Here is a 15823-nt window from a genome sequence, read left to right as displayed (position 1 = left end):
CGATGATCTCGACGTCCTCGTCATCGTTGCGGGTACTCAATCCTTCACCATCCTCTGTGGACTATGAGTGTGGCGTCGTGCCGTTTCCGCGCCATTCATAAATTCGGGCACCGCCGTTGTCGTAGATCAACGCCCACGACTTCGACTTATCCAGTGACACTAGTCCTTCGGGTACGGCGAACCCCCGGACAGTCGGCGTGCTGGTGTAGATGTACCGGATATTGAGCGCTTTGATCGCCTCGACGACCCGCGGATCGGAATCGCCTTTGCGGGCCGAGGTCCAGAAGATGTATCGGTTGGGACCCGGACCCATCTGCTGCGGGTAGTCGTAGTGAGTCCACAGCGGATGCAGGTCGGCGACGGCATACATCCACGCGGTGCCGTCGGTGTTGGCGTTGCCGATCAGCGTCTGGTGCGCGCCGGGCAGGCTGGCCAGGTAGGCCATGGCCATCAGGTCGCGCTGGTCGATCATCACCGAGTCGTACTTGTCGCCGAGCAACACCAGGTGCCGATAGAAGTAGTGGCGCGCCGTGAGGACGGTGGTGGCCACCAGCAGCACCGCGGTGGCCGAGACCCAGAACCGCGCGGGCAGCGGTGTGAATCGGCCGGTGACCCGTTTGGCGCCGGCCACGAGGCCCACCACGATCGCGAACAGTGCGACGCCGGCCATCGGCTCGAGCAGCAGGGTGATGGCGCCCGAGATCCGGCGGGGATCTTTGTAGAAGAACTCGCCGAACATCCCGGCCACCGCACCGACCGGACCGCCCAGCGGCGTTCCCGCGTCGACCTCGACCACCACGAGCAACAGCCAGAGCGCCAGCGGCCACCAGATTTTCTTGTAGGCGAAAAGCAGTCCGCCGAGGATCGCGAGCGCCATGAGCCCGTACTGGTACGGGAAGTCGTTGAGGTGGCGGGAGTGCTGGAAGACGGCGTCGAACAGTCCCCGCTTCTTGCTGAGGTGGGTCAGAAAGGAGTGCCCGGCAATGATGTCTTCCTGCCCCTGCACGCTGATGAACTGGGGAAGCAGGATCAATCCGGACAGCGCCGCGACGCAGAAGAGGGCCAGGAAATCGGCCAGCCTGCCGCGCACCGGGTGCCACACCACGTCGATGAGCCACCAGGCCACCAGGAACAACAGCACGATCACCCCGCCGGTGATGTGCACCGACATGACGCCCACCCAGGCCAGCACCGCCGTCGGGATGCGGTCGCGGTGCCGCAGCGTGGAGGCGATCAGGACGAACGCCGGGACCGCGACCCCGTAGGCCGTCAGGTTGGGCATCGCGGCGACGCCGAACTCGACGTAGGGGAGCGCGGTGAACGACGCCGACAACGCCCCCGCGGTGGCCGCGGCACCGGCGCAGCGCCACTCGGTGGTGCGCGGCCGCAGCAGATGCCAGGTGAGCATCGCGGCGCTGGCGGGGAACAGCCAGACCGACGCGGCGACCGAACTCAGGGTGTAGCCGGTGGTGGGCGCCGCCCCGGTCAGCTGGCAGAACACGGCGGTCAGGGCGTGGAACACCGACGGGTAGTACAGCGTCTTGTGGGTCTCGACGTTGCGCAGTTCGCCCATGTGCGTCGAGGACGCCTGGCCGGTGTCCAGGATGAACCGCACCTCGTTGGCGTGCCAGACCGCGTCCCAGGTGCTCGGGATGGTCTGCCAGTGGGCGGCCAGGCCACGGTAGGCGGCCCACATGATCAGCAGCGCGCCCAGCAGCACGCCCGCCCCCACCGTGATGGCGGGCCACCGGCTGACCGAGCGGGCTTCGGCGTCGCGGTCGCGGTAGCGGGCGAGCAGCAGCTGTAGCCCGATCATCAGCACGCACACCACGGCCAGCGTCGCCAGCGCCGTCCAGCCGTTCCACGGAATTCCGATGGCACCGAACGGAATAATGGCGAGCGCGACCACACCGTAGGTCAGCGCCGGGCCGACCGCGACAGCCACCGGCCAAGACAACTGACTGATGCGTGCGATGATCGCCCCGGGCGCTATCAGCAAAAACAATGCAATGAGCGTTCCGAACCAGAGCCCCACTCGACTAGTATGGCTGCCCGGGTGCCCTGGCTCGGGAAGCCACCAACTGGCCGGAACGTGTGTGGCACCCGCTACCGTCACAGTTTCGCAAAAAGCGGAAGCTCTAAGGTGGCCCACATGGCTTACGACGTCGCCCGGGTGCGCGGACTGCATCCTTCGCTGGGTGACGGGTGGGTACACTTCGACGCCCCGAGCGGGATGCTGGTCCCCGATTCCGTCGCGACCACGGTGTCGACGGCCTTCCGCAGGTCCGGTCCCACCACCGTGGGCGCGCACCCCTCCGCGCAGCGCAGCGCCGCGGTTCTGGAGGCGGCGCGGGCCGCGGTGGCCGACCTGTTCAACGTCGAACCCGCGGGGGTCGTGCTGGGCGCCGACCGGGCGATCCTGCTGTCGGCGCTGGCCGAGGCGTCGTCGTCGCGGGCCGGCCTGGGCTACGAGGTCATCGTCAGCCGCCTGGACGACGAGGCCAACATCGCCCCGTGGCTGCGCGCGGCGCACCGGTACGGCGCCAAGGTCAAGTGGGCCGAGATCGACATCGAGACCGGCGAGCTCCCGACGTGGCAGTGGGAGGGCCTGATCGGCAAGTCGACCAGGCTGGTCGCCGTCGCCTCGGCCTCAGGGACGCTAGGCACGGTCACCGACCTGCGGGCGATGACCAAGCTGGTGCACGACGTCGGCGGCCTGGCGGTCGTCGACCATTCCGCCGCGGCGCCCTACCGGCTGCTCGACGTGAAGGAAACCGACGCCGACGTGGTGGCGGTGAACGCCGCGGCGTGGGGCGGCCCGCCGATCGGGGCGATCGTGTTCCGCGACCCGGCGCTGCTCAACTCGTTCAGTTCCATCTCGCCGGACCCCAAGGCCGTCGGGCCGGCGCGCCTCGAGATCGGCGCGCACCAGTTCGGTCTGCTGGCCGGGGTGGTCGCCAGCATCGAGTACCTGGCGTCGCTCGACGAATCCGCCCGCGGCACCCGCCGCGAGCGCCTGGCAGTGTCGATGCAATCCGCCACGTCATACCTGAACCGGATCTACGACTACCTGATGGTGTCGTTGCGTTCGCTGCCGTTGGTGATGGTGATCGGCCGCCCCGAGGTGCGGATCCCGGTGGTCAGCTTCGCGTTGAACGGCGTGCCCGCGGAGCGGGTGGTGCAGCGGTTGGCGGACAACGGGATTCTGGCCGTCACCCACGAAAGCTCCCGCGCGCTCGATGTGTTGGGCGTCAACGACGTCGGCGGCGCGGTCACCGTCGGGCTGGCGCACTACTCGACGACGGCCGAAGTCGACCAGCTGGTCCGCGCGCTGGCGTCCCTCGGCTAGGCCCCCACCGTCAGCACGACCTTGCCGTGCACCTCTCCCGCGGCCAGTTTCTGGTGGGCGATGCCCGCCTGCTCGACGGGGATCCGCTCGCCGATGATGGGCCGAACCCGGCCGTCGGCGATCATCGGCCACACCTTGGTCGTCACGGCCTGCACGATCTCGCTCTTGCTGTTCGGTCCGGTCACCGGCCGGGCCCGCAGCGTGGTCCCGATGACGCGGGCCCGCTTGGCGAGCAGTTTGCCGACGTTGAGCTCGCCCTTGATGCCGCCCTGCATGCCGATGATGACGAGCTGCCCGTCGGTGGCCAGGGCGTCGATGTTGCGGTCCAGATAGGAGGCGCCCATGATGTCGAAGATCACGTCGGCGCCACCGAACTCCTGCACCCGTGCGACGAAGTCGTCGTCGCGATAGTTGATGGTGATCTCGGCGCCCAGGTCGCGGCACGTCTGCAGCTTTTCGGACGACCCGGCGGTGACGGCCACCCGGGCGCCGAGTGCCCGGGCGATCTGGATGGCGTGGGTGCCGATGCCGCTGGCCCCGCCGTGCATCAGCAGCAGCTGCCCTTCGCCCAGGTGGGCGGTCAGCACCAGGTTGGACCACACGGTGCAGGCCACTTCGGGCAGCCCGGCCGCGTCGACCAGGTCGACACCCGAGGGGATCGGCAGCAGCTGGCCGGCGGGGACCGCGACGTACTCGGCGTATCCGCCTCCGGCGAGGAGCGCGCAAACCTGTTGTCCGACAGGCCAATCCGTGACCCCGGAGCCGGTCTCGGCGATGACGCCGGACACCTCCATGCCGATGATCTCGCTCGCGCCCGGCGGCGGCGGGTACTTGCCGGCGGCCTGCAGCAGGTCGGCGCGGTTCACGCCGGCGGCGGCGACCTTGACCAGCACCTCGCCCGGTCCGGCGGCGACGTCCGGCACTTCCTGCCAGGAGAGTTGGTCGGCGGATTCGGCGACGATGGCGCGCATGGTGGCCACGCTACCGAGTCCCGCTACCCTAATCAGCGGTGGCGTGGCAGAGCGGCCTAATGCACTCGCCTTGAAAGCGAGAGACGGCTAAAACCGTCCGGGGGTTCAAATCCCTCCGCCACCGCTGTTATCGGTCGACACTCTGGTGCAGCGTCGGCGCGTACCGCAGCACCGCGCCCACGCCGTCGGCCGGGGAGATCCGCTCGTCGGTGCGCACCAGGGCCGCCCCGACCGAGATCGCCGACACCGGCAGCGCCTCGTCGGCCCGGAGCGTCTTGGCGGGAGCGGCGCCCTGCTCGGACAGCACGTTCTCGTCCGGGGCGATCGTCGTCAACCCCTCGTCGGCGACGACGGTCGCGTCGCCGATGTCGCCGACGATCAGCGTCTCCACCGCACCTTGCCGCAGCGCCGAGCAGACCGCGCCGAGTCCCTCGGCCGCCAGCCCCGACTGCCGACCGATCTCGGCGGTAAAGCGCTGCGCGGCATCGTCGATCGTGCGCAGCTGGCGCTTGACGAACTCGCCCTCGATGGCGTGTTCGATCTCGGCGAAGTCGTGACCGCTGTGCCGCGCCCCGATCTCGAGGGCTACCGCCCGTTCCTGCAGACGTTCGGGCAGCGCGGCGAGCAGATCAGAGCGCGAGCGCACCTCGCCCACCACGAAGATCACCTCGATCGCCTTGTCGTCGGCCCGCTCGGCGACGCGGTCGGCGACGGCGCGCACGTTCTTGCGGGCGGCCTCCTCGGTGCGCAGCTGGGGGTCGCCGTAGCCGGCGGTCTCCGCGCCGGCGGATTTGTGCACGGGATAGCCGCCGCCGTCGACGGTCTCGGCGCGCAGCGTCCCACCGATGTGGGTGGTGATGTCGGCACCGCTGTGATCGACCACCACCAGCACGTAGTCCGGGTGATCGAAGCTCTGCTCGAGAATCGGTACCAGATAAGGCAATTCGGAGACGCGTACGACATCGGTGGCGGCGGGCCGGGCCAGGTGCTCGTTGATCAGCACACCGTCGGCGCCGGCGATTACGGCGCGTCCGCTGCGCCCGATCGGCGGACGCAGGTTCATGATCGCGTCCTCGATCTGGCCGATCACCGTGGCGCCGGCGTGCTGTCGCTCCAGCTCTTCTTTGACCGCCCGCCATTTCAGCTCGAGCTGAGCCTCGGCGTCATGGGTGTCGTGCGAGTCGTCGAAGTACACCGAAGCGAACGGCCCCGGTGCGTCCAGCAGTTTGCGGAAGCGTTGCGAGTCCATGCTTTGTTGGTTGCCCCACGAGCGGGGGGACAAACACCTAGCTTCGATCGCCCTCGCTGTCGTCGAAGAAGTGCCACTCGCCGTCGTGCTGGACTTCCATGCGCCAGCCGAGTTCGCTGTTGTCGGCCTTGTTGTCGACGAACCACGCGTGTGCGTCGTCGGCGCTTTCGATGTCTTTGGTCGCGACGACCTCGCCCTTCGGGTCGAGCACTCGATAGGTAGCCATGATGGGCAGTGTTCCCACTGCCGTCGTCGTCAACCGGTCGGAATTTCGGCGGTGATCGTGTCCAGCAGGGCGGTGTACCGGCGGGCCTCGGGATCCCGCCCGGGTTTGCCGCTGCTCACCACGCCGGCCGAGATGCCGCGCGCCGGGTCGGCCCAGATCGCGATGTTCACCAGGCCCAGGTTGCCGAACGCGTGCGGCGCGTTGCGCCCGAACGGTCCCCACCGGTTGGTGCCGAGGATGTAGCCGGTGCCCCAGCGGGCGGGTTGCAGGCCGACCGCGAAATCCGGTCGCAGCCTTCGGCATTCGGTCACCGCGCCGTACATGGTCTCCGGGCTGATCACCCGCACGCCGTCGAGTTCGCCTCCGCGGCGCCATATTTCGGCGAACCGCGACATCTCCTGCGCGGTAGACACCGTGTTGGACGACGGAATGATGGTGGTCAGAAACGCCGCGGAGTTCGTGTACGGGATCATCTCGTGCACGGTGCCGCCGATCGCCTTGCGGAAGATCTGGGCGACCACCGGAGGCAGCGTTCGCCCGGTGGCGTGGCTGGGAGCCACCAACGGCACGTCCTTCTTCGCGACACCGAAGTTGGTCCAGCGGAAGCCGAGCGGATCCAGGATCTCGGTGGCCAGGATCTCGCGAATCTCCTTGCCGGTGGCCGCGTAGACGATCTCGCGGACCAGCGGACCCCAGGTCAGCGCGTGGTACATGTGGATCAGCCCGGGGCGGTACAGGGGCCGCAGCTCGCCCAGCTTCTGCTGCGCGTATTCGTGGTCGTCGGCGCGGGTGACGTCCGGCCTGGGGCCGGTGGGGAAGGGCAGCCCGGCGCTGTGCGTCATCACGTGCCGGATGGTGATCCGGTGTTTACCGTGACTGGTGAACGTGGGGATGTATTCGCACACCCGGTCGTCGAGCGAGAAGACGCCGCGCTCCACGAGCATGTGGATCACGGTGGCCGCCATGCCCTTGGCCGCCGAGTACACGCAGAACGGCGTGTCCGGTGTGACGGCGACCTTCTCGGCGTCGGGCGGATCGCTCGGGGCGTTGCCCCAGCCGTGCCCGATCGCGCGGTTCAGCACCACGCGGCCGTGCCGGCGGATGCAGAGCTGAATAGCGGGATGGAAGCCGGCCCCATACCAATGCCGGGCGGCCTGCCAGATCCGGTCGACGGCGGCGCTGTCGATCTCGGAGTGGTCCTCGGCGCCGATCGTCGTCACGGAGTCCAGGTCTGCCGGGAGGCGGATCTTGCCGTCGGGAGTCATCGAGCGCGGCTGGTTCACCCCAGCGAGGGTACGTGGCGCCGGATCACTCCCCGGTGAACTGCGGCGGGCGCTTCTCGAACGTCGCCGAGATGCCCTCGGTCAGGTCCTTGGACGGCAGGAAGGCCGCGTTCCAGGCGGCCACGTACCGCAGGCTCTCCGACACCGCGGCGGTGCGCTGCTGGTCGAGCACGTCCTTGACGCCGTGCACGGTCAGCGGGGGATTGGCGGCGATCTCCGCGGCGGTGGCGTGCGCCGCGGCCAGGGTGGCGTCGGCGTCGGCGTACACGTCGTTGACCAGGCCGATCTTCTCGGCGCGGGCCGCGTCGATGTCCTTGCCCGTCAGCGCCAGCTCGCGCAGGTGCCCGTCGTTCAGGATCATCGGCAGGCGGGCCAGGCTGCCGACGTCGGCGACGATGGCGAGCTTGACCTCACGCACCGAGAACTTGGCGTCGGCGCTGGCGTAGCGGATGTCCACCGCCGAGATCAGGTCGACGCCGCCGCCGATGCACCAGCCGTGCACCGCGGCGATGGTGGGGGTCCGGCAGTCGGCGACCGCGGTGATCGCCCCCTGCATGCGCTTGACCTCGCGGTGGAACACCGCGCGCGGGCCGGCCAGCGCGTCACCGGACAGCAGCGGGGTGAACGAGCCGCCCATCGCCGGCACGTCCAGGCCGTAGCTGAAGTTCTTGCCCGAGCCGGTCAGCACGATGGCCCGCACCTCGGGGTCGGCGTCCAGCGCCGCGAACAGCTCCGGCATCTCCGACCAGAAGGCCGGGCCCATCGCGTTGCCCTTGCCCGGTCCGATCAGCGTCACCTGGGCGACGCGGTCTTTGGTCTCGACGGTGACGGATTCGTATGCTGGTGCCATATCGAGACCGTAGCGTGGCGAATATGGCTCCTGACTTGCGACCCGGACCGCATTCCCAGCCCACCGACGAGCTGCACAGCGCCGAGGACACCCTGGGGGTGCTGCAGCGGGTGCTGCACACCATCGCCGCGGACGACCTGTCGCGGCGGACGCCCTGCGCGCAGTTCGACGTGTCGGCGCTCACCGGGCACCTGCTGAACTCGATCTCGGCGCTCGGCGGCATGGTGGGCGCGCAGATCCCGCCGCGCGAGGAGGGCGACTCGGTGGAGCGTCAGGTGATCGCCGCGGCTCGGCCCGCGCTGGATGCCTGGCACCGCCACGGTTTGGACGGATCGGTGCCGTTCGGCAAGGGCGAGATGCCCGCGAAGAGCGCGTGCGGCATTCTGTCGATCGAATTCCTGGTCCACGCTTGGGATTACGCCGCGGCGGTGGGGCACGACATCCACGCGCCCGAACCGCTGTCCGAATACGTGCTGGGGCTCGCGCGCCAGACCATCAGGCCGGAGTTACGCGGTCAGGCCGGATTCGACGACCCGGTCGAGGTGCCGGCCGATGCCGGCGCGCTCGAGCAGTTGGTCGCGTTCACCGGCCGCAACCCGGCGGGATAGCTCGGCCGCTTCACGAGTGTGCGGCCAGCCGCACACAGACGTCCGAGTGTGCGGCCAGCTTCACGCTCGGCGACGAGCTACTGCTCGCGCTCGAGATAGAAGTAGTAGTACTTGCCGTTGTCCCGGACGCCCTTGCCGTTCATGATGCCCATCACGGCGTCGTCGTCGATCTTCTTGAAGTGATCGTGCACGGGCTGGCCGTCGTAAACCATGGTGGCGGTGACCTCGCCGCGGAACTCCTCCAGCCACAGGCTGGCCTCGCCCTTGCCCATCTCCACGTTGGAGAACTTGTTGCCGTCGGCGTCCAGGCACACGAGCGGCTGCACGTCGCGGACGGACTTGAAGGTCTTGCCGTACCAGCCGGCCTTCTCCAGTTGGCCGTTCATCTTGTGGCCGGTCTGAAACTCGCCGCCCTTCCACTCGCCGAGCATCCCGTCGATCGTCGCGGGTGCCAGCTCCGCCCAGAATTCGTCGAGCTCGGCATCCGCGATCTCGCCGCTGCGCTCCTTGAACTCGGTGAACTTCTTCCGCGCGAGCTCCACGGGCGGCTCCTTACGATTCGGTGCGGGCAATCCAGTCGCAGGCGAAACGCAGCAGGGCGTCGTTCTCCTCCGGCGCACCAATGGTGACACGGACGCCCTCGCCCGCGAACGGCCGCACCACCAGCCGCGCCTCGGCGGCCTGCTCGGTGAAGTCCATGGTGCGCTCGCCCAGCGGCAGCCAGACGAAGTTGGCCTGCGACGGGGGCAGCTCGAATCCGGCCTCGCGCAGGCCGGTGCTGACGCGGGTGCGCTCGAGCACCAGCGCGTCGGTGCGGGCCATCAGCTCGTCGGAGGCCTCGAGCGACGCGATGGCGGCCGCCTGCGCGACGTTCGTCACCGCGAACGGCATGACGACCTTGTCCAGCGCGGTGATCAGGTCCGGGTGGCCCACCGCGTAACCGCAGCGCAGCCCCGCCAGCCCGTAGGCCTTCGAAAACGTCCGCAGCACAACGACGTTGCTGTGGCTCAGGGCCAGCTCCAAGCTGTTGGGCAGCATGCCGTCGCGGATGTATTCGCCATACGCCTCGTCGATGGCGATCAGGACGTGCGGCGGCACGGCCTCGACGAATCGCGTCAGCGCGTCCGGGTCGACGACGGTGGACGTGGGGTTGTTCGGGTTGCACACGAAGATCAGCCGGGTGCGGTCGGTGATCGCGGCGAGCATCGCGTCGAGGTCATGCGTGTGGTCGGTCAGCGGGACTTTGACGGTGGCGGCGCCAGAGACCTGGATGATGGGCAGGTAGCACTCGAAGCTGCGCCAGCCGATCATCACCTCGTCGCCGGCCGCGGCGGTGATCTGAACCAGCTGCTGGCACAAGGTGACCGAACCGCTGCCCACCGCGATGTGCTCGGGCGCCACGCCCGAACCCAGGTGCATCGCCAGCGCGGCCTTGAGGTCCACGCTGGCGTTGTCCGGGTAGCGATTGACGACGGCAACCGCGCGCTCGATGGCCGCATGCACGCTGGGCAGCGGGCCGTACACGGTCTCGTTGCTGGCCAGTTTGATGGAGCCCGGGACGTTCTTGCCGGGGACATACACTGGCAGTCCGGCCAGTTCGTTGCGGAGGCGGGCAGTCACTTCGACAGTTTACGTGCCAACTGTGTACAGTATGGCCGGTTCCGCGAGACCGGAAAGGGGTCGGTACCCTCAGAAAGTCCAAGGGAGGCGTGCCAGAGCGGCCGAATGGGGCTCACTGCTAATGAGTTGTCCCCCTCAAAGGGGACCGGAGGTTCAAATCCTCTCGCCTCCGCTAGATCCTTTAGCGGCAACACGGAACGACAACTGAAGAACAGGCGCCCGTAGCTCAACGGATAGAGCATCTGACTACGGATCAGAAGGTTAGGGGTTCGAATCCCTTCGGGCGCGCAATTTTCGCCGAGCGCTTCCTCGACGACTGGAGCGGCCACCACGACCTGCTCGACGGGAAGACCTGCAGGCGCGCGATTCGCAGGGGCCCGAGGATGAGCACCGCTGCAAGCGGCAGCTCCCCAAACGCCGCGATCAAAACCGAGACGGCGAAGTCACCCCGTCTGGCGGTCAACACGTCGAACCAGGCGTCGCACAGCAGCAGAACGCCCGTCGTGAACGCGAACAGCGACAGCAGATGGTGCTGAGCGAAGCCGAGCGCCGCGGTCGCAATCATGAACACCAGCAGCAAGACGTCGAATCCGACCCACGTCACCTGCCAATGCTGAGCGGTGTAGCTCTGCGGCAGGGTCAACCCCAAGTAGACGGTCCACGGGATCAAGGCGATCGCGGCGCACAGCGCCATCCATTCACGGATCCTGCGGACCTGCAGCCGGCGCCGTGGTCGCATCACCAACTACTACCAACCGATTCGCGACCGGTCCAGATATGTCGCGACACCCGGTCTCGGCAACCCAAAATGATTCAAATCGTTAAGACCCAGTTTCTTGTGGGCGCGGTTTTCGGTCGATACCTTCCGCCCATGACAATCAGCATTGAGCAAATTGGTGGTGGCGCCGGCGGCGGTTTCCTGGGTGGCGGCGCCGGTGGCGGCTTCGTCGGTGGTGGCGCCGGCGGGGGCTTCTTTGGCGGTGGCGGCGCCGGCGGCTAAGCCCCGGACTCACGCGCCCGGCCCGGCGCACTGATCGGGCCGGGCGCCGGCTCGGCAGCGGCCAGGTCGAGCTGCAGCCAGGCGACGTCGTGCCAGGCGCCGTGCTTCCATTCGACGCGCCGGTACAGGCCCGCTTCGGTGAATCCGAAAGACCGGTGGAAGGCGTTGCTGGCCTCGTTGGGCTGCGTGATACCGGCGAACGCCTGCCGGTAGCCCCGCTCGGTGAGCCTGCGCAGCAGCTCCGTGTAGAGCGCGCGCCCACCTCCGGTGCGGCGGTGGCCGGCGTCGAGGTAGATCCCGGTCTCGATCGACCACCGGTACGTGGCAAGGCGATTCAACGCATGCCCGTAGGCGAAGCCGATCACCCGGCGATCGCGTTGCAGGACAAGCCATTCGTGGTTCGCCTGCGCGGCGGCGATCCGCGCGGCCATTTCATTCTCGGTCGGGACGTCGGTCTCCCAACTGACGACGGTGTGCTCGACGTACGGCCGGTAAACGGCCACGCACGCGGCCGCATCCGCTGCCGTTGCCGCACGGACCAGGCCGCCGCTTTCGGGCACGTCGCCCGCGCTAGGGGCGCGGCTGGAAGGGTCCGCCGAACGGCCCCCGCCGGGGCGGTTCGGTGACGGTCTGCGTGACGGTGCTGGTTTCGGTGCTCGGCGCCACCGTGGTCGTCGGCTCCGTCGTCGTCGGGGTGTCCGTGCTCGGCGGCGGGGCCGTCTCGGTCACCGTCTCGGTCGGTGCGCCGCCACCGCCGCCCCCGTGATGCCGCGGCGCCCGCTCCGTGGTGGTCACCGGCGCGGTGCTGGACGTAACGGGCGTCGTCGTGGCGGGCGCGGGCGCCGGCGAACCGCTGGTGAGCTTGACCACGGCGTACACCACCGCGGCCAGCAGGATGACCCCGATGGCGCCGGCCAAGACCAGCGCCGCCGGACGGCGGTACCACGGCGTCGGTGGCTGCGGCGGCTGCGGCGCGGGCTCGTCATACCCGCCGTACCGCGCGGCCGCGGTGGGCTCGGAGTAGAAATCCGGTTCCTCGGGATAGGGCGGCACGACAGGAGATGTTAGTAGGTCAGCCCTCGGTGGAGATCAGGCGCAGCGCCCGTTCGAACAGATGCACCGTGGCCGCGTGCAACTGGTCACCGACCTCCTTCTCCGCCTTGCCGGCGCAGGCCCGGGCCAGCGTCCCCTCGATCACGATCCCGAGCTTGAAGCAGGCCAGCACGGTGTACCAGGTGATGTGGGACAGGTCGCGGGTGGTGTTGGCGGCGTAGCGCTCGAAGAGCTCGTCGGTGCTGGCCAATCCGTCCTGCCCGCCCAGGGCGTGGCTGAAGACGCTGGAACCGTCGGACTGGCGCCAGGTGGCCAGCAGCCAGCCCAGATCCAGCAGCGGGTCGCCGATGGTGCACATCTCCCAGTCGACGATCGCGACCACGTCGGGCCCGGTGCGGGAGAACATCACGTTGGCGGCGTGGTAGTCGCCGTGCATGATGCCCGGTGTCCAGGTGGCCGGCCGATGCCGGTCCAGCCAGGCTGACACCTCCGCGATGCCGGGGATGTCGGGCCCCGGATAGCCGTCGTACGCGTTGTAGGACTCCAGCTCCGAAAGCCAGCGCGGCACCTGCCGTTCCAGGAAGCCCTCGGGCTTGCCGAAGTCCGCGAGACCCACCGCGACGTGGTCGACCGCGCCGAGCTTGGCCAGGGCGTCGGCCATCGACAGGCCCATGCCGTGGCGGATCTTGGCATCGCCGGCGTGCAGCGGTGGCAGGCCTTCGCCCGCGTTGAAACCGTCGACCGGGTCCATCAGGTAGAACACGGCGTCGCCCAGCACGGTCGGGTCCTCGCAGGCGGCGATCAGGCGGGGATGGGGGACATCCGAACCGGCCAGTGCGGCAAGGACTTTCGTCTCTCGCAGGATGACGCTGTTGCTGCGGGGGCGCAGGTGTCGTGGCCCGCGCCGCAACACGTACGGCCGGCCGGACCGGGTGAATCGCAGCATCACGTTCTGGGTCCCGCCGGTGACGTTGGAAACGTCGTGTAGCGGCCCCTCGCCGAGCCCCCGGGCGGACATCCACTCCGCTACGGCTTCCAGATTCACGAACTCCACTTCTCAGCCCTTCGGGTGCGGCGTGTATCGGATGGTCTGCGCTCGGATCATGCCGTCGCGGAAGACGAAGGTGTCAACGCCGTCGTCGACCCGGTTGACGGCCGAATCGGCGGACCACTGAAGGAACAGCACCTCCTGGTCGAAAAGCTGAGTTTGCAAGTCCCACTTGGCATCCGGCAGATCGGCGAGCAGCGTCGCGAAGACGCTGCGGATGGCGTCCGTGCCGCGGGCGATGCCGGCGGGGCTGAGCACCACCGAATCCTGTGCGTAGTCGACGAGGATCTCGTCGAGGTCGCACGCGGCCAGTGCGGCGCCGTGGTGGGCGAACACCTCCTGCGGCGTACGCGGGGTGGGCGGCATGGCACTCCCTTGCAACCTGTGGACCGTCTGAGAAAAAGACTAGGCCAGGGGCTACGGGCGGCCCCGGGCGGCGGCGGCTGGAAGAATAGTGTGCATAACTTACTTTCTGGGGAAGGAACTGGCGATGCCGCGGACGGACAACGATTCCTGGGAGATCACTCAGAGCGTGGGCGCCACGGCGCTGGGTGTCGCCGCGGCTCGCGCGGCCGAGACCGAGAGCGAGAACCCCCTGATCAACGATCCGTTCGCGCGCGTGTTCGTCGACGCCGCGGGCCAGGGCATGTGGAGCATCTACGCCGATCCGGCGCTGCTGGCCAAGGCGGGCGACCTCGAGCCGGATCTGCGCGATCGCCTTCAGCTGATGGTCGACTTCATGGCCACCCGGACGGCGTTCTTCGACGAGTTCTTCCTCGGCGCCGCGGACGCCGGCGTCCGGCAGGTGGTGATCCTGGCGGCCGGCCTGGACGCCCGCAGCTGGCGGCTGCCGTGGCCCGACGGCACCGTCGTCTACGAGCTCGACCAGCCCAAGGTGCTGGAGTTCAAATCCAAGACGCTGCGCGAGCACGGCGCGCAGCCCAAGGCGCAGCTGGTCAACGTTCCGATCGATCTGCGCCAAGACTGGCCGAAAGCGTTGCAGGAGGCTGGATTTGACGTCTCCAAGCCGGCGGTCTGGTCGGCCGAGGGACTGGTCCGCTACCTGCCCGCGCAGGCCCAGGACCTGCTGTTCGAACGGATCGATTCGCTCAGCAGTCGGGGCAGTTGGCTGGCGTCCAACGTGCCCGCCCCGGGCTTCACGGACCCCGACCGGGTGCAGCGCCAGCGCGACGACATGCGCCGGATGCGGGCCGCCGCCGCGGAACTGATCAACGCCGAGATCACCGACTTCGACGACCTCTGGTACGCGGAGGAGCGCACGCCCGTCGACGCCTGGCTGCGTGACCACGGCTGGGACGTCGCGACGGCGTCGTTCGCGGAACTGATGGCGCGATACGGACGCAGCGTCCCGCAGGGCGCGGAGGACTCGATGCCGCCCACCCTTTACGTGTCCGCGCAGCGGACCGCCGGCTGATCAAATCTCTTCAGCCGCAACTCCTCTCGTCGCCATCGCGAGCGGTCGGTACCCTCGCGGACATGCCTGCACGACGCGCCCGGGTCGGCGACGTCCATGAGATCGCCGCCGGGATGCCGCACGTTCAGCGCCTGGAGGGCCCCAAGGGCAACGCCGTCTACCAGGTCGGCGGCAAGTCGTTCGTCTTCTTCCGCACGCCCCGGCCGGATGCGACCGATCCGGACACCGGCGAACGGTACGCGGACGTGATCATGATCTGGGTGGAATCGGAGAGCGACAAGTTGGCGTTGGTCTCCGACCCCACGTCGCCGTTCTTCACCACGGACCATTTCGACGGGCATCCTTCGGTCCTGGTGCGGGCCAGCCGGCTGGCGGAAATCAGCAGAACCGAATTAGCTGAGCTGATTCAGGACGCCTGGCTGTCCCGGGCGTCGAAGAAGCGGGCCGCCACCTGGCTCGCCGAGCACCTCTAGCTCGACGAACGGTGCCGACAAGCGCTGCCGCATAACCCAATGCATGTTTAGACATAAGTCGAATGGGTAACTTCACGTCCACGAGAAAACTTCTTCTCGACCACAGTGGAGGTCACGATGCGTGGCAGCGGGATCATCGGAACGGTTGCTTTGGTGTGGTTGCTGATCGGAGTCTTCGCGGCCTGGCAGCGCGACTACTTCAAAAACGACAACACCTCTTGCGCCTCGGCGGGCACGGTTGCGGTGACCGTAATCGCTGGACCCTTGAATTATTTCGGTGTCAATCCGAAAGTCACGGATTGCCATCTGCCGCAACCAAGTTCAATGCAATCAATCAACATCTAACCGCTCACCCAAAGGAAGTCGACATGGTTATCTTAGGAATCGTCCTACTTATTCTCGGTTATTTCTTCCACGTGCCCATCCTCACCACGCTGGGCATCGTGCTGTTGGTCATCGGCGCGATCCTGTGGATTCTGGGCTCGGTCGGTCGCCCGGTCGCCGGCCGTCGCTATTGGTATTAACAACCTCGACCCGAGGAACGAATCGCGCGGCTGCCCAGCAGCCGCGCGATTCGTTTCACAGGGCGCGCATAGGTTCGGCATAGCGTTGCCTCAGCCCGCGGCGGATACTGGAACTTGTGACGCAGCCCCGAGCC

Annotated in this window: 20 protein-coding genes and 3 tRNA genes; 10 read left to right on the top strand and 13 right to left on the bottom strand. The window is 68.1% G+C overall.

Annotated elements, in window-relative coordinates; translation table 11 throughout:
* Positions 1–61 precede the first annotated feature (61 nt).
* The gene (locus tag B9D87_RS18000) at positions 62–2035 is read right to left on the bottom strand and encodes a DUF6541 family protein (protein WP_007771949.1); all 1974 of its coding nucleotides are present in this window, start codon (positions 2033–2035) and stop codon (positions 62–64) included.
* Positions 2036–2152: 117 nt separating this feature from the next.
* Between B9D87_RS18000 and B9D87_RS17995 the strand changes: the two genes are divergently transcribed.
* The gene (locus tag B9D87_RS17995; protein ID WP_007771951.1) at positions 2153–3349 is read left to right on the top strand and encodes a cysteine desulfurase-like protein; all 1197 of its coding nucleotides are present in this window, start codon (positions 2153–2155) and stop codon (positions 3347–3349) included.
* Here B9D87_RS17995 and B9D87_RS17990 read toward each other — a convergent pair.
* Positions 3346–4320, bottom strand: a complete 975-nt coding sequence (locus B9D87_RS17990) for an NAD(P)H-quinone oxidoreductase (protein ID WP_007771953.1) — start codon at positions 4318–4320, stop codon at positions 3346–3348. The genes B9D87_RS17995 and B9D87_RS17990 overlap by 4 nt on opposite strands.
* A gap of 37 nt (positions 4321–4357) precedes the next feature.
* Here B9D87_RS17990 and B9D87_RS17985 point away from each other — a divergent pair.
* A tRNA-Ser gene (locus B9D87_RS17985) sits at positions 4358–4444 on the top strand.
* A 3-nt stretch (positions 4445–4447) separates the two neighbouring features.
* On the opposite strand, the gene B9D87_RS17980 is transcribed toward B9D87_RS17985, so the two are convergent.
* The 4 genes from B9D87_RS17980 to B9D87_RS17965 are packed head-to-tail and all read right to left on the bottom strand — an operon-like array spanning position 4448 to position 7928.
* Complete coding sequence (locus B9D87_RS17980) at positions 4448–5569, bottom strand: Rv2629 family ribosome hibernation factor (protein WP_007771956.1); 1122 nt, start codon at positions 5567–5569, stop codon at positions 4448–4450.
* Between the two features lie 37 nt (positions 5570–5606).
* Positions 5607–5795: a hypothetical protein gene (locus B9D87_RS17975; protein ID WP_007771958.1), complete on the bottom strand. Its 189-nt coding sequence runs from the start codon at positions 5793–5795 to the stop codon at positions 5607–5609.
* Positions 5796–5824: 29 nt separating this feature from the next.
* A complete protein-coding gene (lipE, locus tag B9D87_RS17970) occupies positions 5825–7060 on the bottom strand; it encodes a lipase LipE (RefSeq protein WP_007771959.1) in 1236 nt (411 codons plus the stop codon).
* Positions 7061–7103: 43 nt separating this feature from the next.
* Positions 7104–7928, bottom strand: coding sequence for a crotonase/enoyl-CoA hydratase family protein (locus tag B9D87_RS17965; RefSeq protein ID WP_007771960.1), 825 nt, complete (start codon positions 7926–7928; stop codon positions 7104–7106).
* Between the two features lie 23 nt (positions 7929–7951).
* Here B9D87_RS17965 and B9D87_RS17960 point away from each other — a divergent pair, with 23 nt between their 5' ends.
* Complete coding sequence (locus tag B9D87_RS17960) at positions 7952–8536, top strand: TIGR03086 family metal-binding protein (RefSeq protein ID WP_174320925.1); 585 nt, start codon at positions 7952–7954, stop codon at positions 8534–8536.
* A gap of 77 nt (positions 8537–8613) precedes the next feature.
* Here B9D87_RS17960 and B9D87_RS17955 read toward each other — a convergent pair whose 3' ends face one another.
* On the bottom strand, positions 8614–9078 hold the full coding sequence (locus tag B9D87_RS17955; RefSeq protein WP_007771962.1) for a DUF4334 domain-containing protein: 465 nt from the start codon (positions 9076–9078) through the stop codon (positions 8614–8616).
* Positions 9079–9088: 10 nt separating this feature from the next.
* Positions 9089–10156 (bottom strand): histidinol-phosphate transaminase, encoded by a 1068-nt coding sequence (hisC, locus tag B9D87_RS17950; protein WP_040630583.1) that lies wholly within the window; start codon positions 10154–10156, stop codon positions 9089–9091.
* Between the two features lie 83 nt (positions 10157–10239).
* Here hisC and B9D87_RS17945 point away from each other — a divergent pair.
* Together B9D87_RS17945 and B9D87_RS17940 are read left to right on the top strand one after the other, a co-directional pair.
* Positions 10240–10328, top strand: a tRNA-Ser gene (locus B9D87_RS17945).
* A 43-nt stretch (positions 10329–10371) separates the two neighbouring features.
* Positions 10372–10444: transfer RNA gene (locus tag B9D87_RS17940), tRNA-Arg, on the top strand.
* Here B9D87_RS17940 and B9D87_RS26870 read toward each other — a convergent pair.
* The gene (locus tag B9D87_RS26870; protein WP_148664704.1) at positions 10410–10895 is read right to left on the bottom strand and encodes a hypothetical protein; all 486 of its coding nucleotides are present in this window, start codon (positions 10893–10895) and stop codon (positions 10410–10412) included. The genes B9D87_RS17940 and B9D87_RS26870 overlap by 35 nt on opposite strands.
* A 132-nt stretch (positions 10896–11027) precedes the next feature.
* Here B9D87_RS26870 and B9D87_RS27730 point away from each other — a divergent pair, with 132 nt between their 5' ends.
* On the top strand, positions 11028–11156 hold the full coding sequence (locus B9D87_RS27730; protein ID WP_007771964.1) for a hypothetical protein: 129 nt from the start codon (positions 11028–11030) through the stop codon (positions 11154–11156).
* Here B9D87_RS27730 and B9D87_RS17935 read toward each other — a convergent pair.
* The 4 genes from B9D87_RS17935 to B9D87_RS17920 are packed head-to-tail and all read right to left on the bottom strand — an operon-like array spanning position 11153 to position 13623.
* Positions 11153–11716 carry a GNAT family N-acetyltransferase gene (locus tag B9D87_RS17935; RefSeq protein ID WP_238553452.1) on the bottom strand — a complete coding sequence of 188 codons (564 nt, stop codon included), beginning with the start codon at positions 11714–11716 and terminating at the stop codon, positions 11153–11155. The two genes, B9D87_RS27730 and B9D87_RS17935, sit on opposite strands and share 4 nt — an antisense overlap.
* Positions 11717–11726: 10 nt before the next feature.
* Positions 11727–12209, bottom strand: coding sequence for a hypothetical protein (locus tag B9D87_RS17930; protein WP_007771968.1), 483 nt, complete (start codon positions 12207–12209; stop codon positions 11727–11729).
* 19 nt (positions 12210–12228) lie between these two features.
* Complete coding sequence (locus B9D87_RS17925) at positions 12229–13227, bottom strand: phosphotransferase family protein (protein ID WP_052002530.1); 999 nt, start codon at positions 13225–13227, stop codon at positions 12229–12231.
* 39 nt (positions 13228–13266) lie between these two features.
* Positions 13267–13623, bottom strand: a complete 357-nt coding sequence (locus B9D87_RS17920; protein WP_007771972.1) for a nuclear transport factor 2 family protein — start codon at positions 13621–13623, stop codon at positions 13267–13269.
* 124 nt (positions 13624–13747) lie between these two features.
* Between B9D87_RS17920 and B9D87_RS17915 the strand changes: the two genes are divergently transcribed.
* The 4 genes from B9D87_RS17915 (at position 13748) to B9D87_RS26565 (ending at position 15689) form a co-directional block, all read left to right on the top strand.
* Positions 13748–14692: a class I SAM-dependent methyltransferase gene (locus tag B9D87_RS17915; RefSeq protein ID WP_007771973.1), complete on the top strand. Its 945-nt coding sequence runs from the start codon at positions 13748–13750 to the stop codon at positions 14690–14692.
* 62 nt (positions 14693–14754) lie between these two features.
* Positions 14755–15165: an MmcQ/YjbR family DNA-binding protein gene (locus tag B9D87_RS17910; RefSeq protein ID WP_007771974.1), complete on the top strand. Its 411-nt coding sequence runs from the start codon at positions 14755–14757 to the stop codon at positions 15163–15165.
* Positions 15166–15270: 105 nt separating this feature from the next.
* On the top strand, positions 15271–15510 hold the full coding sequence (locus B9D87_RS17905) for a hypothetical protein (protein WP_007771975.1): 240 nt from the start codon (positions 15271–15273) through the stop codon (positions 15508–15510).
* A gap of 23 nt (positions 15511–15533) precedes the next feature.
* The gene (locus B9D87_RS26565; RefSeq protein ID WP_007771976.1) at positions 15534–15689 is read left to right on the top strand and encodes a DUF6131 family protein; all 156 of its coding nucleotides are present in this window, start codon (positions 15534–15536) and stop codon (positions 15687–15689) included.
* Positions 15690–15823 lie beyond the last annotated feature (134 nt).

Source organism: Mycobacterium colombiense CECT 3035 (assembly GCF_002105755.1).
GTDB classification, from domain to species: Bacteria; Actinomycetota; Actinomycetes; order Mycobacteriales; family Mycobacteriaceae; genus Mycobacterium; species Mycobacterium colombiense.
This window is presented reverse-complemented; position numbering and strand designations above follow the sequence as displayed.

What these genes read in the sequence shown, in the direction of transcription:
- B9D87_RS17925 (WP_052002530.1), bottom strand. Translation starts at nt 13,227, where the DNA reads ATGTCCGCCCGGGGGCTCGGCGAGGGGCCGCTACACGACGTTTCCAAC.
- B9D87_RS26565 (WP_007771976.1), top strand. Translation starts at nt 15,534, where the DNA reads ATGGTTATCTTAGGAATCGTCCTACTTATTCTCGGTTATTTCTTCCAC.
- B9D87_RS17995 (WP_007771951.1), top strand. Translation starts at nt 2,153, where the DNA reads ATGGCTTACGACGTCGCCCGGGTGCGCGGACTGCATCCTTCGCTGGGT.
- B9D87_RS17915 (WP_007771973.1), top strand. Translation starts at nt 13,748, where the DNA reads ATGCCGCGGACGGACAACGATTCCTGGGAGATCACTCAGAGCGTGGGC.
- B9D87_RS17975 (WP_007771958.1), bottom strand. Translation starts at nt 5,795, where the DNA reads ATGGCTACCTATCGAGTGCTCGACCCGAAGGGCGAGGTCGTCGCGACC.
- B9D87_RS17920 (WP_007771972.1), bottom strand. Translation starts at nt 13,623, where the DNA reads ATGCCGCCCACCCCGCGTACGCCGCAGGAGGTGTTCGCCCACCACGGC.
- B9D87_RS17910 (WP_007771974.1), top strand. Translation starts at nt 14,755, where the DNA reads ATGCCTGCACGACGCGCCCGGGTCGGCGACGTCCATGAGATCGCCGCC.
- B9D87_RS17965 (WP_007771960.1), bottom strand. Translation starts at nt 7,928, where the DNA reads ATGGCACCAGCATACGAATCCGTCACCGTCGAGACCAAAGACCGCGTC.
- lipE (WP_007771959.1), bottom strand. Translation starts at nt 7,060, where the DNA reads ATGACTCCCGACGGCAAGATCCGCCTCCCGGCAGACCTGGACTCCGTG.
- B9D87_RS27730 (WP_007771964.1), top strand. Translation starts at nt 11,028, where the DNA reads ATGACAATCAGCATTGAGCAAATTGGTGGTGGCGCCGGCGGCGGTTTC.
- B9D87_RS17960 (WP_174320925.1), top strand. Translation starts at nt 7,952, where the DNA reads ATGGCTCCTGACTTGCGACCCGGACCGCATTCCCAGCCCACCGACGAG.
- B9D87_RS26870 (WP_148664704.1), bottom strand. Translation starts at nt 10,895, where the DNA reads ATGCGACCACGGCGCCGGCTGCAGGTCCGCAGGATCCGTGAATGGATG.
- B9D87_RS17980 (WP_007771956.1), bottom strand. Translation starts at nt 5,569, where the DNA reads ATGGACTCGCAACGCTTCCGCAAACTGCTGGACGCACCGGGGCCGTTC.
- B9D87_RS17990 (WP_007771953.1), bottom strand. Translation starts at nt 4,320, where the DNA reads ATGCGCGCCATCGTCGCCGAATCCGCCGACCAACTCTCCTGGCAGGAA.